General features: G+C 39.3%; 13 protein-coding genes, 1 tRNA gene, 3 rRNA genes and 2 pseudogenes. 12 read left to right on the top strand and 7 right to left on the bottom strand.

Annotated elements, in window-relative coordinates:
• Nucleotides 1-70 precede the first annotated feature (70 nt).
• Nucleotides 71-1840, bottom strand: a complete 1770-nt coding sequence (gene fucI, locus ACPT8Q_RS04190; protein ID WP_061671445.1) for an L-fucose isomerase — start codon at nt 1838-1840, stop codon at nt 71-73.
• Between the two features lie 229 nt (nt 1841-2069).
• The gene (locus ACPT8Q_RS04195; protein ID WP_005654475.1) at nt 2070-2819 is read right to left on the bottom strand and encodes a DeoR/GlpR family DNA-binding transcription regulator; all 750 of its coding nucleotides are present in this window, start codon (nt 2817-2819) and stop codon (nt 2070-2072) included.
• Nucleotides 2820-3017: 198 nt separating this feature from the next.
• On the opposite strand from ACPT8Q_RS04195, the gene rapA reads away from it, so the two are divergent.
• The 4 genes from rapA to ACPT8Q_RS04215 are packed head-to-tail and all read left to right on the top strand — an operon-like array spanning nt 3018 to nt 7854.
• On the top strand, nt 3018-5789 hold the full coding sequence (gene rapA / locus ACPT8Q_RS04200) for an RNA polymerase-associated protein RapA (protein ID WP_061671443.1): 2772 nt from the start codon (nt 3018-3020) through the stop codon (nt 5787-5789).
• Between the two features lie 2 nt (nt 5790-5791).
• Nucleotides 5792-6451, top strand: a complete 660-nt coding sequence (gene rluA, locus ACPT8Q_RS04205; protein ID WP_011272195.1) for a bifunctional tRNA pseudouridine(32) synthase/23S rRNA pseudouridine(746) synthase RluA — start codon at nt 5792-5794, stop codon at nt 6449-6451.
• Nucleotides 6452-6477: 26 nt separating this feature from the next.
• Complete coding sequence (locus ACPT8Q_RS04210; RefSeq protein ID WP_061671442.1) at nt 6478-7056, top strand: rhomboid family intramembrane serine protease; 579 nt, start codon at nt 6478-6480, stop codon at nt 7054-7056.
• Between the two features lie 30 nt (nt 7057-7086).
• Entirely contained in the window at nt 7087-7854 is a 768-nt protein-coding gene (locus ACPT8Q_RS04215; protein WP_050823036.1) for a DeoR/GlpR family transcriptional regulator, read from the top strand.
• Between the two features lie 302 nt (nt 7855-8156).
• Here the strand turns inward: ACPT8Q_RS04215 and ACPT8Q_RS04220 are convergent, their stop codons facing one another.
• From ACPT8Q_RS04220 to metN, 3 genes are read right to left on the bottom strand one after another with little or no spacing between them, the layout of a single operon-like run.
• A complete protein-coding gene (locus tag ACPT8Q_RS04220) occupies nt 8157-8978 on the bottom strand; it encodes a MetQ/NlpA family lipoprotein (protein WP_015701771.1) in 822 nt (273 codons plus the stop codon).
• 38 nt (nt 8979-9016) lie between these two features.
• Nucleotides 9017-9706, bottom strand: coding sequence for a methionine ABC transporter permease (locus ACPT8Q_RS04225; protein ID WP_042611409.1), 690 nt, complete (start codon nt 9704-9706; stop codon nt 9017-9019).
• Nucleotides 9696-10733, bottom strand: coding sequence for a methionine ABC transporter ATP-binding protein MetN (gene metN, locus ACPT8Q_RS04230; RefSeq protein WP_050949046.1), 1038 nt, complete (start codon nt 10731-10733; stop codon nt 9696-9698). Before metN ends, ACPT8Q_RS04225 begins: the two co-directional genes overlap by 11 nt.
• Before the next feature lie 175 nt (nt 10734-10908).
• Here metN and gmhB point away from each other — a divergent pair, with 175 nt between their 5' ends.
• From gmhB to ACPT8Q_RS04270, 8 genes are all read left to right on the top strand, one after another.
• The gene (gmhB, locus tag ACPT8Q_RS04235) at nt 10909-11463 is read left to right on the top strand and encodes a D-glycero-beta-D-manno-heptose 1,7-bisphosphate 7-phosphatase (protein ID WP_050949047.1); all 555 of its coding nucleotides are present in this window, start codon (nt 10909-10911) and stop codon (nt 11461-11463) included.
• Nucleotides 11464-11802: 339 nt separating this feature from the next.
• A 16S ribosomal RNA gene (locus tag ACPT8Q_RS04240) occupies nt 11803-13341 on the top strand.
• Between the two features lie 131 nt (nt 13342-13472).
• Nucleotides 13473-13549: transfer RNA gene (locus ACPT8Q_RS04245), tRNA-Glu, on the top strand.
• 269 nt (nt 13550-13818) lie between these two features.
• Nucleotides 13819-16716: ribosomal RNA gene (locus tag ACPT8Q_RS04250) — 23S ribosomal RNA — on the top strand.
• Between the two features lie 152 nt (nt 16717-16868).
• Nucleotides 16869-16984, top strand: a 5S ribosomal RNA gene (gene rrf, locus ACPT8Q_RS04255).
• The 16S, 23S and 5S rRNA genes sit together here with 1 tRNA gene alongside, the layout of an rRNA operon.
• A gap of 249 nt (nt 16985-17233) precedes the next feature.
• Complete coding sequence (locus ACPT8Q_RS04260) at nt 17234-17821, top strand: uracil-DNA glycosylase family protein (RefSeq protein WP_050949284.1); 588 nt, start codon at nt 17234-17236, stop codon at nt 17819-17821.
• 114 nt (nt 17822-17935) lie between these two features.
• Nucleotides 17936-19732 (top strand): ATP-binding protein, encoded by a 1797-nt coding sequence (locus tag ACPT8Q_RS04265; RefSeq protein WP_050949285.1) that lies wholly within the window; start codon nt 17936-17938, stop codon nt 19730-19732.
• A gap of 213 nt (nt 19733-19945) precedes the next feature.
• Entirely contained in the window at nt 19946-20575 is a 630-nt protein-coding gene (locus ACPT8Q_RS04270; RefSeq protein ID WP_005688110.1) for a YkgB family protein, read from the top strand.
• Nucleotides 20576-20728: 153 nt separating this feature from the next.
• Here the strand turns inward: ACPT8Q_RS04270 and ACPT8Q_RS04275 are convergent.
• A pseudogene (locus ACPT8Q_RS04275) lies at nt 20729-23804 on the bottom strand (type I restriction endonuclease subunit R).
• Between the two features lie 66 nt (nt 23805-23870).
• A pseudogene (locus ACPT8Q_RS04280) lies at nt 23871-24107 on the bottom strand (hydroxyacid dehydrogenase); the annotation flags it as partial.
• Nucleotides 24108-24141: the final 34 nt, after the last annotated feature.

A 24141-nucleotide genomic window follows, 5' to 3' on the forward strand; every position in this document is an offset into this window, starting at 1 on the left:
AAACTCTCCTCAGCGCAGTCAAAAATCATTATGTTTTTGACCGCACTTTTTTATAAAAACAAATTAGGGGTTATTTATAAAGCGGACCAAAGTTTTGGCAAGCTCGATAATCTTGCCCTTCCTTGTCTTGACCAAATCCATTCCAAGCACTAGGGCGGAAAATATTTTTCTCTGATACATTATGCATACAGACTGGAATACGTAACATCGAAGCAAGAGTGATTAGATCAGCCCCCATATGTCCGTGAGTAGCTACACAGTGGTTTGCTCCCCAATTTGCCATGACTGAATACACATCAGTAAATGCACCTTTTCCAGTTAAACGAGGAACAAACCATGTTGTTGGCCAAGTTTCATTAGTACGTTGATTTAATTTATTATGTACATCTTGAGGTAGGTCGATTGACCATCCTTCAGCAATTTGTAGAACGGGACCTAGACCTTTAATAAGGTTAATGCGGTGCATTGTAAACGGTATGCCACCTTTGGTTAGGAATTGAGAAGATAAACCGCCCCCACGAAAATATTCGTGAACAGCAGGACACCAACGCGTATTTTCTAAGCAACGTTTTGCTTCTTCTTCGGTGACATCCCATGCCGGTTTTAAGGTTGGATTGCCTTGAGCATCTTGATGCTCTCCTGTTCCATCAAGTGCAGCTGAACCTGAATTGATTAAATGAATGAATCCACTTTCAGGTCGCCATCCAGTAACACGCTCAACCGAATCTTGACTCCAATAAGTACGCACATCTGCGAAAATTTGAGCTTTGCCAGTTAATTGATGCCCAAATAACATTCCTATTGCATTTAAACTATCATTTTCCGTGGCAAGAATATAAGGTGGACGCACGCCATTCCAGTCATAAGTTGAATTGAGCATTGCCTCCATAAAATCTCCGTTTGGCAAATGATCAGTCCAATGACGCTGCCCTTGAAAACCTGCTGCAATGGCATTATGGCCTAAGGCTTCTTCTGCATAATTTAATGTTGCTAATTTTGGATTTCCTACCATCAAATCACGAGTGATAATGGTCATTTTCACAACATTTTCCCAAAGTTCTGCACGCTCTTCTGCATTGCGTTGATTCTCTAGGCTATTTACATCAACCCCTTCTTTGCAATATTGTTTAACCCAACTCAAGGCTAAATCAACTTCTTCTTGATCATAAATTTTGCGGTCTAAACGGCGTTTAATTTCCATCATATCCACATATTCATTACGCATACCTAAATATTCTTGGAAGAAAGCTTGATTTACAATAGAGCCTGCAATTCCCATGGAAACTGACCCAATAGATAAATAGGATTTTCCTCGAATACTTGCAACAGCAAGCCCAGCACGAGCAAAACGCAATAATTTTTCTTTTACATCTTCAGGAATGTTTGTGTCATCAGCTTCTTGAACTTCTGTACCGTAAATGGAAAAGGCTGGGAGGCCTAATTGAGAATGACCAGCAAGGGCGGCAGCTAAGTAAACCGCACCTGGGCGTTCCGTGCCGTTAAATCCCCAAATTGCTTTAGGCATGTGAGGATCCATATCAATGGTTTCTGATCCATAACACCAACAAGGGGTAACGGTAATGGTTAATCCAACGTTTTCGCGTTTAAATTTATCCGCACAGACGGCTGCTTCAGCTACACCACCGATAGTGCTATCTGCAACTACACATTCAACGAAAGTACCATCTGTATGACGAATATGTGTTTGTAATAATTGAGCAACAGATTGAGCCATACGTATTGTTTGGGTTTCAAGAGATTCTCGAACTCCCATTCGACGACCATCAATAGTTGGACGAATACCGATTTTTATGCGATTTAATTGAGTAGCAAGAGCCATAGTTACACTCCTTTGTTTGTGCTTAAGTAAGAATGATGAAATCACTGCGGAACAAATTGTGCTTTCATTGAATTAGAGTGTGAAAGAAAAATGATGAGGAAAATAGTAAGAAATGAAATTTTGTTGCAAAACTGAGAAGCAGATCACAAAAATTGACCATATTTAAGGAAATATATATGACCGATATTTTAAATTTTTAATAATTTTAGGTCAAAATGGTCATATTTTTTTATAAAACGGTCATTATATCGTGTAGCTCACAATATTTTTGTAAGTTATCTGGAAGTGGTTGATCAGAAAAAATCGTATTAATTTTGCTTAAATCGGTAAGTTGAATCAAACTTTTCTTTTCAAACTTAGAAGAATCAATTAACAAATAAGCACGTTCTGAAGCCTCTATCATTTTTCGTTTCAAAGAGGCATTCAGCTCATTTGATTCCCAGATATTACCGTTTTGATCAATTCCTGAACAAGAAAACACGGAAAAATTAATATGTAATCGTTGTAATAAATACTCAGATAAGGGACCGTAAAATGCTTCATATTTTGCTGAATAAACTCCGCCAGTGACAATAGTTTTAACATTGGATTTATTAACTAGGGCATTAATGTTAAACATTGAGTTGGTTACTACTGTACAAGGAATATCGGGCATTAAATAAGCAAAATACCAACTTGTTGAGCTTGCATCTAAACCTATAACGGCATTTTCATATAGCAAATCCAAGGCTTTTTGGGCAATATGTCGTTTAGCTGTTGCATTAATATGTTTTCGAGTTTGGAAAAATGAACCTAAATCTTTGGTTTTATTACTCACTGCTCCTCCATGTGTTCGGTGCAATAAGCCTTTGTTCGCTAATTTGTTCAAATCGCGACGAATGGTTTCCACCGAAATATCACAATGCTGTGCAAGTTCTATTACGCTGGCTTTTCCTTGTTGATTTACCCATTGTAAAATTAATTCATCACGATAATTCATCTCTTTTCCCTACACGGTGGATTTAGTCGAGATTCTAGTTTACGCTTGAGTATGTTGAAAATCCAAGAATAAATTATATTGGGGGTGACGTATATCTTCATAAAAGTGCGGTCAATTTTTTGTGAGTTTCTTTTCAAGAGTATGCAAGCTACAATACGCCACAAAATTTTATCAATGTAAATCAGAAAGAGAATTATTATGCCCTTTGCTATTGGTCAGCGTTGGTTGAGTGAAAGTGAAAACGCTTTAGGATTAGGTATTATTACCGCATTAGATCAACGAACTGTTACTATTTATTTCCCCGCAGCAGATGAAACGAGGATATATGCTGCTGCACAAGCACCTTTAAGTCGAATTGTGTTTAGCAAAGGCGAAACATTATCCCATCAAGCTGGCTGGCAAGGCGAGATTTTAGACGTTCAAAATATGAACGGTTTGTTGTTTTATTTAGTTAAAACCCCACAAGATGAAGATGTCATTGTGCAAGAACGTGATATTTCACCGATTATTTCTTTTAGCCAAGCGAAAGATCGTTTGTTTTCAGCGCAAATTGATCGCAGCAGTCATTTTGCATTGCGTTATCGCACGCTTTGTCATCAGCAAGCACAATTTAAATCGCCATTGCGTGGTTTACGCGGAACGCGTGCGGGTTTAATTCCTCATCAGCTTCATATTGCAGCTGAAGTCGGTAATCGAGTTAATCCTCGCGTGTTATTGGCTGATGAGGTTGGTTTAGGGAAAACCATTGAAGCAGGAATGATTTTGCAGAATCAACTTTTTGCTGAGAAAGTGCAACGTGTTCTTATTATTGTGCCAGAAACGTTGCAACATCAATGGCTGGTGGAAATGCTTCGTCGTTTTAATTTGCATTTTTCACTTTTTGATGAAGAACGTTGCAATGATTTTGATCTTGATGCTGTTAATCCATTCACGACTGAAAGCTTAATTATTTGTTCTCTAAATTGGTTAGAAACGCATCCAAACCGAGTAGAACAGGCACTTGATGCTCAATTTGACTGTTTAATTGTGGATGAGGCGCATCATCTGGTGTGGTCGGAAAGCGCACCAAGTGCAGCTTATTTATTAGTTGAACAGCTTGCTCGCATCATTCCCTCTGTCTTGTTACTCACTGCAACTCCAGAGCAACTTGGGCAAGAAAGTCATTTTGCTCGTTTGCGTTTACTGGATCCAGAACGTTTCTTTGATTATCAAACTTTTGTGAAAGAGCAGGAACGCTACCAACCTGTGGTTAATGCTATTGAATCTTTGCTGGCAAATAAGGCATTAAGTGCGGTAGAAAAAAATCATATTTCTGATTTGTTGCTTGAACAAGATGTTGAGCCACTTTTTAAAGCGATTGCATCAAATAATGATGAAGAACAGCATCATGCTCGTCAGGAATTGATTCAAGCCTTAATTGATCGTCACGGTACGGGGCGAATGTTATTTCGCAATACACGTCAAGGCGTGAAAGGTTTTCCGCACCGTGTTTACCATCAAATTACTCTCTCTGAAGAGAATGATAAAATTGATTGGCTGATTGATTTCCTTAAACTACATCGTGATGAAAAAATTTTTGTGATTTGTCAGACGGCGGCAACGGCGATTCAGTTAGAACAAATTTTACGTGAACGTGAGGCGATTCGAGCAGCGGTGTTCCACGAAAAAATGTCGATTATCGAACGGGATAGGGCTGCCGCTTATTTTGCGGATTTAGAAAACGGCGCACAGGTTTTACTGAGCTCGAGTATTGGCTCGGAAGGACGTAATTTCCAATTTGCGGCAAATTTAGTGTTATTTGATTTACCGACAAATCCTGATTTATTGGAACAATGTATTGGGAGATTAGATCGTATTGGACAAAAACGTGATGTGCAAATTTATGTGCCTTGTGCGAAAGATTCGCCTCAAATTCGTTTAGCGCGTTGGTACAATGAGGGGCTGAATGCTTTTGAACAAACCTGTCCAATGGGAATGACATTATTTGTGCAGTTTGCAGATAAATTGGAAAAAGTGCGGTCAAATTCTACCGCACTTTCAGAGAATGAATTTTCTGAATTATTAAAACAAACTAAAACCGCGCGGGAAAAACTCAAGATTAAGTTAGAAAAAGGGCGAGATCGCTTGTTAGAACTAAATTCTAATGGTGGAAAGCAAGCACAAGCGTTAGCGGATCAAATTGCTGATGAAGATAATTCGCCTGAGCTTGTGAATTTTGCTTTAAAATTATTTGATATTATTGGCGTAGAGCAAGAAGATCTTGGCGCAAATAGTATTGTAATTAGCCCAACAGGGACAATGCTTGTGCCAGATTTCCCTGGTTTAAAAGAAGAAGGTGTGACGGTTACCTTTGATCGAGAACTTGCCCTTGCTCGCGAAGAAATGGAATTTTTGACTTGGGATCATCCTATGATTCGTCAAGGTATTGATCTTGTTGCTTCGGGAGATATTGGCAAAGCCGCAATGGCATTGCTTGTAAATAAACAACTGCCCGCTGGAACCTTATTAATTGAATTGATTTACGTGGTGGAAAGCCAATCGCCAAAAGGGTTACAGCTCAATCGTTTCTTGCCGCCAACGCCTATTCGTCTGTTGCTTGATAACAAAGGAAATAACATTGGAGAGCAGGTTGCCTTTGAAACATTGCATAGCAAATTGAAACCACTTGGTAAAAATATTGCTAATCAAATGGTAAAAATGGCACGGAGTAATATTGAAGCCTTGATTACACGAGGCGATCAACTCGTAAAATCTTTAGCTGAACCGATTATTACCGAAGCTAAAAATCAGGCAGATCAACAATTAAGCACAGAAATTAACCGTTTGCAGGCTTTGCGAGCAGTGAATAAAAATATTCGCCAAAGCGAAATTGATATTTTGGAACAACAACGAACACAATCACTGGATGAGCTTTCTAAAGCAAATTGGCGTTTGGATTGCTTGCGTATCATTGTGACGAACAAGGAATAAAAATGGCATTGATTGAATACAATCCGCCCCTTGAACCTTATTTAGATATTATTTATCAAGATAATCATTTGTGCGTGGTGAACAAACCTAGCGGTTTGCTTTCTGTGCCGGGCAATCAACCACAATATTACGATAGTGCAATGAGCCGAGTGAAAGAAAAATTCGGCTTTTGCGAGCCAGCTCATCGTTTGGATATGGCAACGAGCGGTATTATTGTGTTTGCTTTAAGTAAGGCTGCTGATCGTGAATTAAAGCGTCAATTTCGCGAACGTGAACCGAAAAAACATTATCAAGCGATTGTTTGGGGGCATTTGGAGAAAGATTATGGCGAGGTAAATTTGCCAATGATTTGTGATTGGGAAAATCGTCCTCGCCAACGTTTGGATTTCGTTTTAGGGAAAAGAGCGGTCACAAAATTCGAAGTTTTAGCACGTTTGCCCAATAACAGTACTCGCGTGAAACTGACGCCCGTGACAGGCAGATCTCATCAATTACGATTACATATGTTGGCTTTAGGGCATCCAATTTTAGGCGATAAATTTTATTCACATCCTCAGGCTAAAGCTATGTCGCCAAGATTATGCTTGCACGCAGAAGAATTGACGATTACCCACCCCATTACAGGGGAAACAATGACTTTTAATGCGAAGTCAGATTTTTAAATTTCCGTAGAAACACGAGATCACGAATGAAAAACTTTTTAGCTCAACAAGGAAAAATCACGCTAATTCTCACCGCACTTTGTGCGCTTATTTATATTGCTCAACAGCTGGGTTTTGAAGACGATATTATGTATTTGATGCATTACCCCGCTTACGAAGAGCAAGATAGCGAAGCGTGGCGTTATATTTCACATACATTGGTACATTTATCTAATTTGCATATTTTGTTTAATCTGTCTTGGTTTTTTATTTTTGGTGGAATGATTGAGCGCACTTTTGGTTCAGTCAAATTATTGATGTTGTATGTTGTAGCATCTGTCATAACAGGATATGTGCAAAATTATGTGTCTGGTCCCGCTTTCTTTGGGCTTTCTGGTGTTGTATATGCTGTGTTGGGTTATGTATTTATATGCGATAAATTGAATCATCATTTATTTGATCTGCCAGAAGGTTTTTTCACAATGTTATTGGTGGGGATCGTATTAGGTTTTATTAGCCCCTTATTTGGTGTTGAAATGGGAAATGCAGCGCATATTTCAGGCTTGATTATCGGCTTGATTTGGGGATTTATTGATAGCAAATTACGTAAAAATTCGCTAGAGTAAGTCTGTTTTATTTGGATTAAAGGATTTGCTATGAAACAATCGTTACGCCATCAAAAAATTATTAAACTGGTGGAGCAATCTGGCTATTTAAGTACAGAAGAACTGGTTACTGCCTTAGATGTTAGCCCTCAAACGATTCGCCGTGATTTGAATATTTTGGCGGAGTTAGATTTAATTCGTCGCCATCACGGCGGTGCGGCATCGCCATCTTCTGCAGAAAATTCTGATTACGTGGATCGTAAACAATTCTTTTCATTACAAAAAAATAATATTGCGCAGGAAGTCGCAAAGTTGATTCCTAACGGCGCATCGTTGTTTATTGATATTGGTACCACGCCAGAGGCTGTCGCCAATGCATTGCTTGGCCACGAAAAACTCAGAATTGTGACTAACAATTTGAATGCCGCCCATCTTTTACGCCAAAATGAAAGTTTTGATATTGTCATGGCGGGTGGATCATTGCGAATGGATGGTGGAATTATTGGAGAAGCTACGGTGAATTTTATTTCTCAATTTCGCCTAGATTTCGGGATTTTAGGGATTAGCGCGATCGATGCTGATGGTTCATTATTGGATTATGATTACCATGAAGTACAAGTAAAGCGAGCGATTATTGAAAGTTCACGTCAGACCTTATTAGTGACCGATCGCTCTAAATTTACGCGCCAAGCAATTGTTCGATTGGGCGAATTAAGTGATGTGGAATATTTGTTTACGGATGATGTTCCCGAAGGAATTGCTAATTATCTGAAAGCTCAGAAAACAAAATTGGTGTTATGTAATGGTAAAGTGCGGTAAAAATATCTTTGATTTTCTTATTAATTTATCGATAAAAGAAGCTATTACTCTTAATTTTTGATTTACTTGAAATTTATCTAAAAGTAATCTAAATATTCTCTCTCTGAATTATTGTCTTTTCTACAATTAAACATTTCCAAGCGTAAAAGTATCTTGCTTTTTTTAATCAATTAAAGAAATTTCATATTTCTGTATTATCTAATTAGTTTTAGCTATCAATATTCTTTAAAACATTCAGAGCTTAGATAAGAAAATCCCTTGCAGAGCAAGGGATTTAGTAATGAATTAAAGTGCGGTAGAAATTACCAACCTTTTACAACACCATCTTTAAAGTGTTTTTGAGCTTCTTGGTAAACTTCTTCTGTTTGGTAAGATTTTACGAAATCTTGAACAGCTTTGCTGTCTTTGTTATCGGTACGAGAAACGATAATGTTCACATATGGAGAATCTTTATCTTCTACAAATACACCGTTATCTTGTGCATTTAAGCCCACTTGACCCGCATAAGTGTTGTTTACTACAGCTAAATCAACATCGTCTAATGCACGTGCCGCAACAGAAGTATCTACTTCAGTGATGTTTAATTTTTTCGGATTTTCAACAATATCTAGTACAGTTGAAAGAAGGTTATTTGCATCTTTTAATTTGATTAAACCTTGTTTTTCAAGAAGAATTAATGCACGACCACGGTTTGTTGGATCGTTAGGAACAACAACTTTAGCACCGTCTTGTAATTCATTCACATTTTTGATTTTTTTAGAATAACCCGCTAATGGATAAACGAAAGTATTACCCACGATGACTAAGTTATTTAAATTTTTCGCTTTTGCATCTTCATCTAAATAAGGTTTATGTTGCATTGCGTTTGCATCTAAATCGCCTTTAGATACAGCTTCATTTGGTAATGCGTAGTCATTGAATTCAACGAATTGAACGTCTAAACCATATTTTTCTTTAGCGACTTTTGCTGCAATTTCTGCAACTTGGTGCTCAGGGCCAGACATCACGCCTACTTTGATTTTAAGCGGTGCTGCTGCAGCTTCAGGTTTTTTGTCTTCTTTACAGCCTGTTAAAACGAGAGCTGATGCGATTGCAGTGATTGCAAAAAGTTGTTTTAATTTCATAGGATTTCCTTCCTGTTTAAGTTAAGGGTTGTATTTTATTAACGATGATCCACTTTTTTAGCCAGTGTATCGCCGAGTTTTTGGCTAATCATAACGAATAGCACAATAATAATGGTTGCCACCCAAGTGACATAAGGCATATTGCGATATACGCCGTAGTTGATAGCGAGGCTACCTAAGCCACCGCCGCCTTGCGTTCCCGCCATTGCAGAGTAACCAACTAAAGTGACTAGCGTAAGCGTGATACCATTAATGAGTGTCGGTAGTGCTTCTGGCAAATAGAATTTACGTATAATTTGCCATTTAGTTGCTCCCATTGCTTGAGCAGCTTCGGTTAAACCATTTGGAATTTCCATCAATGCATTAGCAGTTAAGCGAGCCACGAATGGCATTGCACAAATACTTAATGGAATAATTGCTGCTGTTGTACCTAATACGGTTCCCACGATGAAACGTGTTACAGGTAATAAGATTAAGAGCAAAATAATAAATGGTATGGAACGCCCAATATTAATAATCGTGTTTAATACAAAATGGGTGCGGTTATTTTGTAAGATTTCATTTTTTCCAGTTAAGAAAGTCCATACACCCACAGGCACACCAACTAGTACGGCAAGTAGGGTTGATGCAAAGCTGATATAAATAGTTTCATAAGTTGCGGTTGCGACAACACCCCACATTTGAGGTGTTAATTGCTGGCTGAATGTTGCCAAGAAATCATTGAACATAACCAAGCACCTCCACGCGCACGTTGTTTTCCATTAAATAAACTTTGGTTTGTGTAATAGCATCTTCATCGCCTGCTACTTCAGCAATGGTATAACCAAATTTCACGCCCCCAGCATAATCAATTTGCGAGGTTAAAATACTGAGCTCCACGCCAAATTTTTTTGATGCCTGAGAAAGTAACGGCGCATCGACTGAGCGACCCGTAAACTCAAATTTGATAATTGGATACGCTTTGCTATGTTTCGGCGTATCAGTAAGATTTTCCAAATATTCATCAGGTAGACTGATATGGAAAGTAGAGCGAATAAACTCTTGTGCTAATTCTGTTTTAGGGTTTGCAAAAATTTCACCGACAGTACCTTGTTCAACGAGGCGACCTTGATCAATGACAGCAACTTGATCACAAATCTGTTTAACAACTTCCATTTCGTGAGTAATCAATAAAATCGTAATACCTAAAGTGCGGTTAATTTCTTTTAATAATTTAAGAATAGATTGTGTCGTTGCAGGATCTAATGCGCTAGTGGCTTCATCACATAATAAGACTTTAGGATCGCTGGCTAAGGCGCGAGCAATAGCTACACGTTGTTTTTGCCCACCCGAAAGATTGCTTGGGTAAGCATCACGTTTTTCACTTAAACCAACAAGATCTAAAAGTGCGGTAATTTTTTCTTGGATTTTTGCTTTTGACTTACCTTCTAATTCTAAGGGTAATGCCACGTTTTCAAAGACAGTGCGAGAGTTTAGTAAATTGAAATGCTGAAAAATCATTCCAATGTGACGACGAGCAAGTACTAATTCTCGATCAGAAAGTCCTGTTAATTCTACGCCATCAACAATAACGGAACCGCTTGTCGGTTTTTCTAATAAATTCACACAGCGAATTAATGTGCTTTTTCCTGCACCAGATGCACCAATTACGCCACAGATTTGACCTTTTTCGATATTCAACGAAACATTATCAAGCGCAGTCAATTTTTTGTTCGGTAGCTCAAAAATTTTCGTAATATTATTTAGCTTAATCATATAAGCCCTTTTTATTTATTGTTTTTAAATCTGTTTTGGTATTCTAGATGTCTAGATTGCTATGTCAATATGTCAGATTATCTTTTTTAGACAGATTAGTTATGACTTATATTTGCTAATCCTTTGGATTAAATAGATAATTTTCCTTAATTTAATATATATAAAAGGTAAGAGAATGAATAAGGCTATTTTTTTAGATCGCGATGGCACGTTAAATATTGATTATAGTTATGTACACGAAATTGATAACTTTAAATTTATTGAGGGTGCGATTGATGCATTGCGAGAATTAAAGAAACTGGGATATATGTTGGTATTAGTGACCAACCAGTCGGGCATTGCACGTGGTTATTTTTCTGAAGATCAGTTTTTACAGCTGACAGAATGGATGGATTGGTCGTTAGCTGAACAAGATGTGGATTTGGATGGTATTTACTATTGTCCACATCATCCTGAGGGAAAGGGCGAATATAAAGAAGATTGTGATTGTCGGAAGCCTAAATCGGGAATGCTATTGCAAGCGATCAAAGAATTAAAGATTGATCCTACGCAATCTATTATGGTTGGAGATAAAGTTGAAGATTTAAAAGCGGGAATTGGCGCGAAAGTGAAAATGAACGTATTAGTTCGTACAGGTAAACCAGTCACGGGGGAAAGTGAAAGAATAGCGGATTATGTATTAGATTCTATCGTAGATCTTCCTAGAATTTTAAAGTGCTTAAAAAAATAGCTCAAAATATCTATATTTTGCTCTAATCGCTTGCACTTTAATCAAAAGATCATTTTTTTAAATATTTTTACAAAAAGTACTTGCAAGGGATTTGAAAATCCCTATAATGCACCGCACACAACGACGCACTGTTGTGAAGTTTTTTAAGTTTCCAAGTGCGTCGTTCTTTTTTGCTCTTTAACAATATATCAGACAATCTGTGTGGGCACTTGTTGATTGACTTGTTTTAAAAATATTTTTTAATTTTGAAGTCTTAATAGGTGCTTAACTGAAAATTCATAATTACTTTTTTAAGTAGTGTTTATTTATAGCTAAGCAGTATATTGAGCGATTGAACTTGAATTGAAGAGTTTGATCATGGCTCAGATTGAACGCTGGCGGCAGGCTTAACACATGCAAGTCGAACGGTAGCAGGAGGAAGCTTGCTTTCTTGCTGACGAGTGGCGGACGGGTGAGTAATGCTTGGGAATCTGGCTTATGGAGGGGGATAACGACGGGAAACTGTCGCTAATACCGCGTAGAATCGGAAGATGAAAGTGCGGGACTGTAAGGCCGCATGCCATAGGATGAGCCCAAGTGGGATTAGGTAGTTGGTGGGGTAAAGGCCTACCAAGCCTGCGATCTCTAGCTGGTCTGAGAGGATGACCAGCCACACTGGAACTGAGACACGGTCCAGACTCCTACGGGAGGCAGCAGTGGGGAATATTGCGCAATGGGGGAACCCTGACGCAGCCATGCCGCGTGAATGAAGAAGGCCTTCGGGTTGTAAAGTTCTTTCGGTATTGAGGAAGGTTGATGTGTTAATAGTACATCAAATTGACGTTAAATACAGAAGAAGCACCGGCTAACTCCGTGCCAGCAGCCGCGGTAATACGGAGGGTGCGAGCGTTAATCGGAATAACTGGGCGTAAAGGGCACGCAGGCGGTTATTTAAGTGAGGTGTGAAAGCCCCGGGCTTAACCTGGGAATAGCATTTCAGACTGGGTAACTAGAGTACTTTAGGGAGGGGTAGAATTCCACGTGTAGCGGTGAAATGCGTAGAGATGTGGAGGAATACCGAAGGCGAAGGCAGCCCCTTGGGAATGTACTGACGCTCATGTGCGAAAGCGTGGGGAGCAAACAGGATTAGATACCCTGGTAGTCCACGCTGTAAACGCTGTCGATTTGGGGGTTGGGGTTTAACTCTGGCGCCCGTAGCTAACGTGATAAATCGACCGCCTGGGGAGTACGGCCGCAAGGTTAAAACTCAAATGAATTGACGGGGGCCCGCACAAGCGGTGGAGCATGTGGTTTAATTCGATGCAACGCGAAGAACCTTACCTACTCTTGACATCCAACGAATCCGATAGAGATATTGGAGTGCCTTCGGGAACGTTGAGACAGGTGCTGCATGGCTGTCGTCAGCTCGTGTTGTGAAATGTTGGGTTAAGTCCCGCAACGAGCGCAACCCTTATCCTTTGTTGCCAGCGATACGGTCGGGAACTCAAAGGAGACTGCCAGTGATAAACTGGAGGAAGGTGGGGATGACGTCAAGTCATCATGGCCCTTACGAGTAGGGCTACACACGTGCTACAATGGCGTATACAGAGGGAAGCGAAGCTGCGAGGTGGAGCGAATCTCATAAAGTACGTCTAAGTCCGGATTGGAGTCTGCAACTCGACTCCATGAAGTCGGAATCGCTAGTAATCGCGAATCAGAATGTCGCGGTGAATACGTTCCCGGGCCTTGTACACACCGCCCGTCACACCATGGGAGTGGGTTGTACCAGAAGTAGATAGCTTAACCTTTAGGAGGGCGTTTACCACGGTATGATTCATGACTGGGGTGAAGTCGTAACAAGGTAACCGTAGGGGAACCTGCGGTTGGATCACCTCCTTACCAAAGACGAGAGACAGCGAGTGCTCACACAGATTGGCTGATAGTTGTAGACAAGATTAAAAACGAAGCGAAAGCAACGTTGAAAAATAAACGTTAAAAGATAAAAAGAAGATAGAGTATCTTTAATTGATGTCCCCATCGTCTAGAGGCCTAGGACATCGCCCTTTCACGGCGGTAACCGGGGTTCAGAATCCCCGTGGGGACGCCAATTAAAGATAACTTTGTTAGATTATCTTGTTGTTCTTTAAAAAATTGGAAACAAGCTGAAAACAAGAGATTTTCGAGAGAAAGTCTGAGTGGGCAAGATAGGAAAGTGAAAGAGAGAACTGAAAAGGAAACTCTAAAAACAAAACCTGTTTTGCATAAAATCTTGATTGAACAAAAGCAATCAAGTGTTTAGTTGAATGAAGATACGCATCAAATTGACCGCACTTTGAAGTGAAAACTTAAAGTGATTGAAAACATTTGAGGTTGTATAGTTAAGTGACTAAGCGTACAAGGTGGATGCCTTGGCAATCAGAGGCGAAGAAGGACGTGCTAATCTGCGAAAAGCTTGGATGAGTCGATAAGAGGCGTTTAATCCAAGATATCCGAATGGGGAAACCCAGTAGATGAAGAATCTACTATTAACAAGTGAATTCATAGCTTGTTGAGGCAAACCGGGAGAACTGAAACATCTAAGTACCCCGAGGAAAAGAAATCAACCGAGATTTCGTCAGTAGCGGCGAGCGAAAGCGAAAGAGCCAGTAAGTGATAGCAGTATAGTTAGGAGAATGTGTTGGGAAACACAATCAAAGAGGGTGATAATCCCGTATCTAAAAACCATATTGTGGTACTAAGCTAACGAGAAGTAGGGCGGGACACGTGATATCCTGTTTGAAGAAGGGGGACCATCCTCCAAGGCTAAATACTCCTGATTGACCGATAGTGAACCAGTACTGTGAAGGAAAGGCGAAAAGAACCCCGGTGAGGGGAGTGAAATAGAACCTGAAACCTTGTACGTACAAGCAGTGGGAGCCTGAAAGGGTGACTGCGTACCTTTTGTATAATGGGTCAGCGACTTATATTTTGTAGCGAGGTTAACCGAATAGGGGAGCCGAAGGGAAACCGAGTCTTAACTGGGCGAAGAGTTGCAAGGTATAGACCCGAAACCCGGTGATCTAGCCATGGGCAGGTTGAAGGTTGGGTAACACTAACTGGAGGACCGAACCGACTAATGTTGAAAAATTAGCGGATGACTTGTGGCTGGGGGTGAAAGGCCAATCAAACCGGGAGATAGCTGGTTCTCCCCGAAATCTATTTAGGTAGAGCCTTGAGGTGACACCTTTGGGGGTAGAGCACTGTTTCGGCTAGGGGTCCATCCCGGATTACCAACCCGATGCAAACTACGAATACCAAAGAGTGATACTCAGGAGACACACGGCGGGTGCTAACGTCCGTCGTGGAGAGGGAAACAACCCAGACCGCCAGCTAAGGTCCCCAAGTCTATATTAAGTGGGAAACGAAGTGGGAAGGCTTAGACAGCTAGGATGTTGGCTTAGAAGCAGCCATCATTTAAAGAAAGCGTAATAGCTCACTAGTCGAGTCGGCCTGCGCGGAAGATGTAACGGGGCTGAAATATAGCACCGAAGCTGCGGCATCAGACGAAAGTCTGTTGGGTAGGGGAGCGTTCTGTAAGCGGATGAAGGTTAATCGAGAGGTTAGCTGGACGTATCAGAAGTGCGAATGCTGACATAAGTAACGATAAAACGGGTGAAAAACCCGTTCGCCGGAAGACCAAGGGTTCCTGTCCAACGTTAATCGGGGCAGGGTGAGTCGGCCCCTAAGGCGAGGCTGAAAAGCGTAGTCGATGGGAAACAGGTTAATATTCCTGTACTTGGTAAAGCTGCGATGTGGGGACGGAGTAGGTTAGGTTATCGCACTGTTGGATATGTGCGTTTAAGTTGGTAGGTGGGAAGTTTAGGCAAATCCGGACTTCTATTAAACACTGAGAGATGATGACGAGGCTCTAAGGAGCTGAAGTAACTGATACCACACTTCCAGGAAAAGCCACTAAGCGACAGGCTTTACTAAACCGTACTGAAAACCGACACAGGTGGTCAGGTAGAGAATACTCAGGCGCTTGAGAGAACTCGGGTGAAGGAACTAGGCAAAATAGCACCGTAACTTCGGGAGAAGGTGCGCCGGCGTAGATTGTAGAGATTTACTCTCGAAGGTTGAACCGGTCGAAGATACCAGCTGGCTGCAACTGTTTATTAAAAACACAGCACTCTGCAAACACGAAAGTGGAGGTATAGGGTGTGATGCCTGCCCGGTGCTGGAAGGTTAATTGATGGTGTAATCGAAAGAGAAGCACCTGATCGAAGCCCCAGTAAACGGCGGCCGTAACTATAACGGTCCTAAGGTAGCGAAATTCCTTGTCGGGTAAGTTCCGACCTGCACGAATGGCATAATGATGGCCAGGCTGTCTCCACCCGAGACTCAGTGAAATTGAAATCGCCGTGAAGATGCGGTGTACCCGCGGCTAGACGGAAAGACCCCGTGAACCTTTACTATAGCTTGACACTGAACATTGAATTTTGATGTGTAGGATAGGTGGGAGACTTAGAAGTAGTCACGCCAGTGATTATGGAGTCATCCTTGAAATACCACCCTTTAACGTTTGATGTTCTAACGAAGATTGCGGAACGTGGTCTCGGACAGTGTCTGGTGGGTAGTTTGACTGGGGCGGTCTCCTCCCAAAGCGTAACGGAGGAGCACGAAGGTTTGCTAATCACGGTCGGACATCGTGAGGTTAGTGCAATGGTATAAGCAAGCTTAACTGCGAGACAGACAAGTCGAGCAGGTACGAAAGTAGGTCATAGTGATCCGGTGGTTCTGAATGGAAGGGCCATCGCTCAACGGATAAAAGGTACTCCGGGGATAACAGGCTGATACCGCCCAAGAGTTCATATCGACGGCGGTGTTTGGCACCTCGATGTCGGCTCATCACATCCTGGGGCTGAAGTAGGTCCCAAGGGTATGGCTGTTCGCCATTTAAAGTGGTACGCGAGCTGGGTTTAGAACGTCGTGAGACAGTTCGGTCCCTATCTGCCGTGGGCGTAGGAGAATTGGTTGGGGCTGCTCCTAGTACGAGAGGACCGGAGTGGACGCACCACTGGTGTTCCGGTTGTGTCGCCAGACGCATTGCCGGGTAGCTAAGTGCGGAAGAGATAAGTGCTGAAAGCATCTAAGCACGAAACTTGCCAAGAGATGAGTTCTCCCTGTCTTTAAGACAGTAAGGGTTGTTTAAGACGAAGACGTAGATAGGTCTGGTGTGTAAGTGATGTGAGTCATTGAGCTAACAGATACTAATTGCCCGAGAGGCTTAACTATACAACGCTCAAGTGTTTTTGGGAAAAGAGCGAAAGAGAAGAGAAATTAACTAAACTAAACTAACTATTCAGCTTGTTGCCGATAAGAAGAGAGACGAAAAAAGTGAAGTCGTAAAAGAGAAGAAACAAAGAGAGAAGTTATCAAAGAATTATCCCGGCGGCGATAGTGCGGTGGAACCACCTGAGACCATACCGAACTCAGAAGTGAAACGCTGTAATGCCGATGGTAGTGTGGGGTTTCCCCATGTGAGAGTAGGGCACCGCCGGGTTATCAAATACAAATCTAAATCACATAAAAAAAGAAGAACCCCGGTCGAAAGGCTGGGGTTTTTGCCTCTTTAATTTAGTATATCCATCTTCATAAAGGGGAAAGTAAAAATAATAATCTTTATTCAGAGACTAAGTTTTTAGTTTCTGTATTGCACACAATATAGTTTTAATAAATGTATCTATTTATTATTTTGATTTTTCATATTTTTTAAATAGACTTTATATATTCATTTCTAATCTCCTTCATTATGCTTAAAAATTTAGACAAAATAACTTCAAGTATTATCGCTGATCCTCAAAATAAGGATTTTACAGCTCGTGGTATTTTCCCTTTATTTTCAGCGCCTAAAACAGCTCGAATTAATATTGTAGGTCAAGCTCCGGGGTTAAAAGCTGAGCAATCTCGTTTGTATTGGAATGATAAAAGTGGTGATCGTCTACGTGATTGGCTAGGTGTGGATTACGATTATTTTTATAATTCTGGGATGTTTGCGGTTCTTCCTATGGATTTCTATTATCCTGGAAAAGGAAAATCTGGTGACTTACCACCTCGTCAAGGTTTCGCAGAAAAATGGCATCCAATGATTTTAGAGCATCTACCTAATATTCAGCTAACTCTTCTTATCGGACAATATGCTCAGAAGAATTATTTGCTTGAAAACAAAGATAACGTAGCTGATACAGTGAAAAATTATCGTCAATTCTTACCGCACTTTATGCCTCTTGTGCATCCTTCCCCTCGCAATCAGCTTTGGATCACAAAGAATCCTTGGTTTGAGGAACAAGTTATTCCTGAATTACAAATTTTAGTCAAACAGATAATTAATAAAGACTAAGTTTTTCATTTCTTACGCACACATAGTAATAACAATCTCTTTTACTTTATGGATATAATAAAGCCTATATACACAGGCTTTTTTTATAACGATAATAATGTTTTAGGAGATTTGATGAAAAATTTCAAATATTTTGCTCAGAGTTATGTGGATTGGGTTATTCGTCTTGGACGTCTTCGTTTTTCTCTTTTAGGCGTGATGATTCTTGCGGTTTTAGCCCTTTGTACTCAGATTTTATTTAGTCTATTTATTGTTCATCAGATTTCTTGGGTAGATATTTTTCGTTCAGTAACTTTTGGCTTACTCACAGCGCCTTTTGTTATTTATTTTTTCACTTTATTGGTCGAAAAGCTTGAACATTCTCGTCTTGATCTTTCTAGCTCGGTTAATCGTTTGGAAAATGAGGTCGCCGAGCGGATTGCCGCTCAGAATAAATTATCTCAAGCATTGGAAAAGTTAGAAAAAAATAGCCGTGATAAAAGTACCTTACTTGCCACAATAAGCCATGAATTGCGCACGCCATTGAATGGGATTGTGGGGCTTAGCCAGATTTTACTTGATGATGAATTAGACGATCATCAGCGTAATTATTTAAAAACTATCAACATAAGTGCGGTTAGTTTAGGCTATATTTTTAGCGATATTATTGATTTGGAAAAAATCGATGCGAGCCGAATTGAATTAAATCGCCAGCCAACAGATTTCCCAGCCTTATTAAACGATATTTATAATTTCGCCAGTTTCCTTGCTAAACAAAAAAATCTTATTTTTTCTTTAGAGCTTGAACAAAATCTACCCAATTGGCTGAATCTTGATCGTGTTCGCTTGAGCCAAATTTTGTGGAACTTAATTAGTAATGCGGTGAAGTTTACGGATCAGGGAAATATTATTCTTAAAATCATGAGAAATCAGGATTGTTACCATTTTATTGTGAAAGATACAGGAATGGGAATTTCGCCTGAGGAACAAAAACATATTTTTGAAATGTATTATCAAGTGAAAGAAAGCCGTCAGCAAAGTGCGGGTAGCGGTATTGGGCTGGCTATTTCTAAAAATCTCGCTCAGTTAATGGAAGGGGATTTAACGGTTGAAAGCGAGCGAGGAAAAGGTGCTACTTTCCATCTTACTCTCCATGCTCAGGAAATTTCTGAAAAAGAATCTGTTAAGAAAAATATTCCATCCTTGAACATTCTTTTAGTGGAAGATGTTGATCTCAATATTATGGTTGCGAAAACTATTTTAGAAAAACTTGGGCATCATGTTGATGTTGCGACAAATGGTAAGCAGGCGATCACTTTATTTGAGAAAAATGTTTACGACATTTTATTGCTAGATATTAAATTACCAGATATGAGTGGTTTTGAAATCGCCCAATATTTGCGAGAGAACTATGAAAACGGTATTTATGATTTTTTACCGCCAATGATTGCTTTTACCGCCAATGTCATGCAAAGTGAGCAAGAATATTTAGAAATGGGCATGGATGGCGTATTACGCAAACCCATTTCAATTAAGGATTTATACCATTGTCTGCAGCAATTTTTTGCTGATGAAAGTGAATCTATTATAGAAATAAATGATGATAATGAGCTTTCAGAACAGTTTGATTTAGTGCTGATAGAAACGCTTGGAAAACCCCAAATTTTAGAAAATTTATCTTTATTCAAACAAATGATGCCAAATTATCTTGTTCAATTATCAAAAGATAATATGAAAGAAACAGAAGATACCGCCCATAAAATTAAGGGGGCTGCTGCATCGGTGGGGTTAAATCATTTACGTCAATTAGCGGATACTTTAGAAAGTGCGGCTAAAAATTCTGATATTTTTAATTGCGCTGAATTGATTGATGAAATTGGGAATCTTTGGTTGGAAGATGTGGAGGATTTGCTTAAATTTTGTGAATGTTAATATCATAAAGTAGCTGTATAAAGATTATTTAAATGTGATTTAAAGATAATAAAGAGGCTTAAAATGGGAAAAATCAATTTTTATTTTAATTAGTAAAACTTCTCAAATTTCGCTGTTATTTACTTTTTATTAAAGGGAATTGATTTTGCTTTTTAATATTAAAGCGAGTAGAATTAGGCTCTCAATTTTATTTACTTTTATGTGGAAATTTATATGCCAGTATTTAATGCATTTGTTGAATTTGTCGCGAGAATTGTTGCACCAATGCAGCGTCAATTTATTAATTTTATTCGTATTGCTATTTTTATTGTAATGGCATGGATCGGTGGCTTGAAAGTTTGTCAATATGAAGCAGATGGAATTGCTCACTTTGTATCAAATAGCCCATTTTTTAGCTATATGTATGAAAAGGGGCCAAATTTAGTGCCGAATGATAAAGGGGAGTTAGTGATGGAATATACACTACACAAAAATCCTGAAGGAAAGATGGTTGCAAAAAACATCGAATGGCATAAAGAAAATGGCACCTATACGGCTTCTTACATTATTGGAGCAATTATTGTTACTGTTGGTATTCTTACTTTAGCTGGTATTTGGAATGCAACGGCAGGTTTGGCAGGAGGTCTACTGACATTTGGCATGTCAATAGTCACACTGTCATTTTTAATCACAACGCCCGAGGCTTGGGTGCCTAATCTAGGTGGAGATTTACCAACGCCAGCCTATGGTTTCCCTTATTTATCTGGAGTTGGTCGTTTAGTGATTAAAGATATTATTATGATGGCAGGTGGCTTAACAGCTGCTGCAGAGTGTGCAAATCGAATTTTAGCACGTAAAAAATAAGTTTATCGATATAAAAACAGCTCCAAATATAAATTGGAGCTGTTTTTATTATCACGACTAGTCAAATATTGATCATTATGTTTTGTATTATTAATTCATAATTTATAATGCCTTTATGCCTTAGTAAGGTGTCTAATTGTTGATATATTAAATTTAAATCTTTCCCCCAACCCCTTTAAATTTCTCTACAAATGCAGCAATTTTTTGGAAAATCGTCTGCTTTTTGGTGAGATATTGTGGATTAAGTGGACTCATTTTTGGTAATACTTCATTAAGTGCCGTGCCGTTTTCACTGGCATATTCGCGTTTTAATGAAGTGCTGATATAGCGTTTTGCTGCATCGACATTCAAATTTTCTTCTTGAATTAGGGCTTCTGCTTCTTTTTGTTGCTCGTTCTGGGCAAAAAGGAAAAAGGCATCAATCAAGCTTGCTTTATCGGGAATACCATCTAAATTTGTTTGGTTGATAAAATCGACAATCAAGCTTTCTTTCGCACGGTTACCCAAACTTGAACGAACTGTGCGGCGGATTTCATCAATTAACACCTCTTTGTCTTGGTTTTTCTTATGATGTTCGAAAATTAACGCAAGAATGTAATCCAAATTGATTTCTTGAGATTTTAATAAATCCACTTCAAACACGACATCGTCCCAATTTATCGGCGAATTATCCTTATCATTCCCCTCTTTTCTTTGGCGTAACCAATCGCGAATATCATTATAAGTTGAACGATAATCTTGCTCTGTTCTTACTGGTAAAGTGGGTACTTCAAGCATTTCTGCAATTTGTTCATCATTCACATAATGTACTTGCTTGAATTTTTCCATTGCAATCGGATCATTTAAATCGACCGCTTGTAAGGCTGCAAATTCATCGTAATTTTGCAAAATATTTTCAATACGTAAATATTCGCCAAATAATTTTACAAACTCTTTTTTATCTTGCTCTGTTTCGATTTCTGTTGGATTAGGAAAGCGATTTTGCAGCTCTTGAACAACCTCCAAATAACCACGTTGATTGTCATCACCGTTAAAATAGCTGTCATAGCTTTTCTCTAGTACGACATTTTTCGTGTTTTTATCGCCAAATAGTGTGATTGCATCAATGGTATTTTGTTCCAAATTGCGGAAAGTGACGATATTCCCAAAGGTTTTAGTTGTGTCATAAATGCGGTTGGTGCGAGAAAAAGCCTGCATTAATCCGTGATAACGCAAGTTTTTGTCCACGAAAAGCGTATTCAACGTAGGGGCATCAAAGCCTGTTAAGAACATTCCGACCACAATCAGTAAATCCACTTCCTGATTTTTCACACGTTTGGCAAGATCGCGATAGTAATTTTGGAATGATTGACTATCTACGCCATAATTCGTGCCAAAGTAGTGATTGTAATCATCAATGGCTTTCGTTAAAAATTCTTTTGCTGTGCTGTTTAGAGCAGTGGGTTCAAAGGTCTCATCTGGAATATCGCCAATCGCATCTTGTTCTTCATTTGCCGCAAAAGAGAAAATGGTGGCAATTCTTAACGGTTTTTCTTGTTCAGTCTGTAGATTTTGTAAAGTTTCGTAATAACGTTTTGCCACTTCCACACTGCTTACCGCAAACATTGCATTAAAGCCTTTACCTGTAGCGTTCAAGCGGTGGGTTTTCTGTTTAAAATTGTTAAGCAAATATTGCGAGATTTCTTTAATACGCTCAGGGTGTAAAAAGGCTTGTTTCTGCTCAAGTAGCGGTCAATTTTTCAGGATCTTTTTCTGTTTCTAAGGCTTTAAATTGTGGGCGGACATCGTTGTAATCGACCTTGAATTTCAGTACTTTGTCATCACGAATAGCATCGGTAATCACATAAGAATGCAATTCCGTACCGAATACACTGGCTGTCGTTTCCGCACCTAAGGCATTTTCAGGGAAAATTGGCGTGCCTGTAAAACCAAATTGATAGAATTTTTTGAATTTACGTTTTAGATTTTTTTGTGCTTCGCCAAATTGGGAGCGATGTGCTTCATCGAAAATAAAGACCACCTGTTTTTGATAAATAGACAGGTTTTCTTCACTTTTTATTAAATTATTCAATTTCTGAATAGTGGTTACGATAATTTTGTTATCATCTTTTTCAATATTGCGTTTAAGCCCTGCGGTACTTTCCGATCCATTCACGCTATCAGGCGAAAAACGCTGATATTCTTTCATCGTTTGGTAATCTAAATCTTTACGATCGACCACAAAAAAGACTTTATCAATAAAATCAAGTTCAGTCGCAAGGCGAGAGGCTTTAAAACTGGTAAGCGTTTTACCTGAACCTGTGGTATGCCAAATATAGCCACCACTTTCTTTATTGCTCCAATTTTTGGCGTGATATGAACTTTTGATTTTCCATAAAATCCGCTCAGTGGCGGCAATTTGATACGGACGCATAATTAACAACGTATCACTCACATCAAATACGCAGTAATTTACCAACACATTGAGCAAAGTATTCTTTTGCAAGAAAGTCGCGGTAAAATCCTTTAAATCTTTAATCAGAGTATTTTTTGCGGTTGCCCAATTCATTGTGAAGTCATAGCTATTCTTATCGCGCTTGGTCGTGTTGGCAAAATAGCGAGTATCCGTGCCATTAGAAATGACAAAAATCTGAATATATTTAAAGAGAGAATTTTCTTTATTGAAACTTTCTTTGCTGTAGCGATGAATTTGATTAAAGGCTTCACGAATTGCCACACCACGTTTTTTCAGTTCAATATGCACAAGGGGTAAACCATTAACCAAAATTGTCACATCATAACGATTGTCATAGCTACCAGTTTGCTCAAATTGATTGATGACTTGCAGAGAATTATTGGCAAGATTTTTCTTATCTAGCAAATAGATATTCTGAATGCGTCCATTATCGAACACAAAATCATAAATATAATCATCGTGAATTTTGCGGGTTTTCTCGATCAGATTATCACTGGGTTTATCCAAATATTCCTCTAAAAAACGATGCCATTCCGCATCAGAGAAAACCACATTATTTAATCGCTGTAATTGAATACGCAAATTTTTAATCAGTTCCCCGTGATTATTAAGCCCTTGTAAATACTCATATCCTTGTGCCAGTAAATCACGAATAAACTCACGCTCAAGGATCCCTTCCGTTTGGTAACCAGCATTAGGCTCTTCCACAAACTTTTTGTACTGATCTAAAACGATAAAGTGGTTGGATTCAGCGATGGTTTTGTATTGGGTCATAAGGGTTCCTTAATTCTTTTACTTTTTTAGTTTTTGTAGGGTAGGCTTTATCCCACCGTTTTATTAATGTTTTACTTGATATTGCTTACCATCTTGGGCAGTTATTAAGTAATCATTAATAACTGAAAACTAATCTAACTATTTGTTTTGTAATATGTTTTTTATATAAGTGGTTATATTTGGTATAGAGGTGTCAAAAAGTTCCGCAAGCTGATTTTGGGTTAGCCAAGCCTCATTTTCAACAACTAATAAAGCAACGTGAGATTTACCATCGTCTGTGTTGTAGATGATTAAGTCGTTCATTATTTTTTCTTAAATTTGTAGGGTGGGCTTTAGC

Origin of the sequence: Haemophilus sp. HN_Hi10 (assembly GCF_049821985.1) — a bacterium.
GTDB lineage: Bacteria > Pseudomonadota > Gammaproteobacteria > Enterobacterales > Pasteurellaceae > Haemophilus > Haemophilus influenzae_D.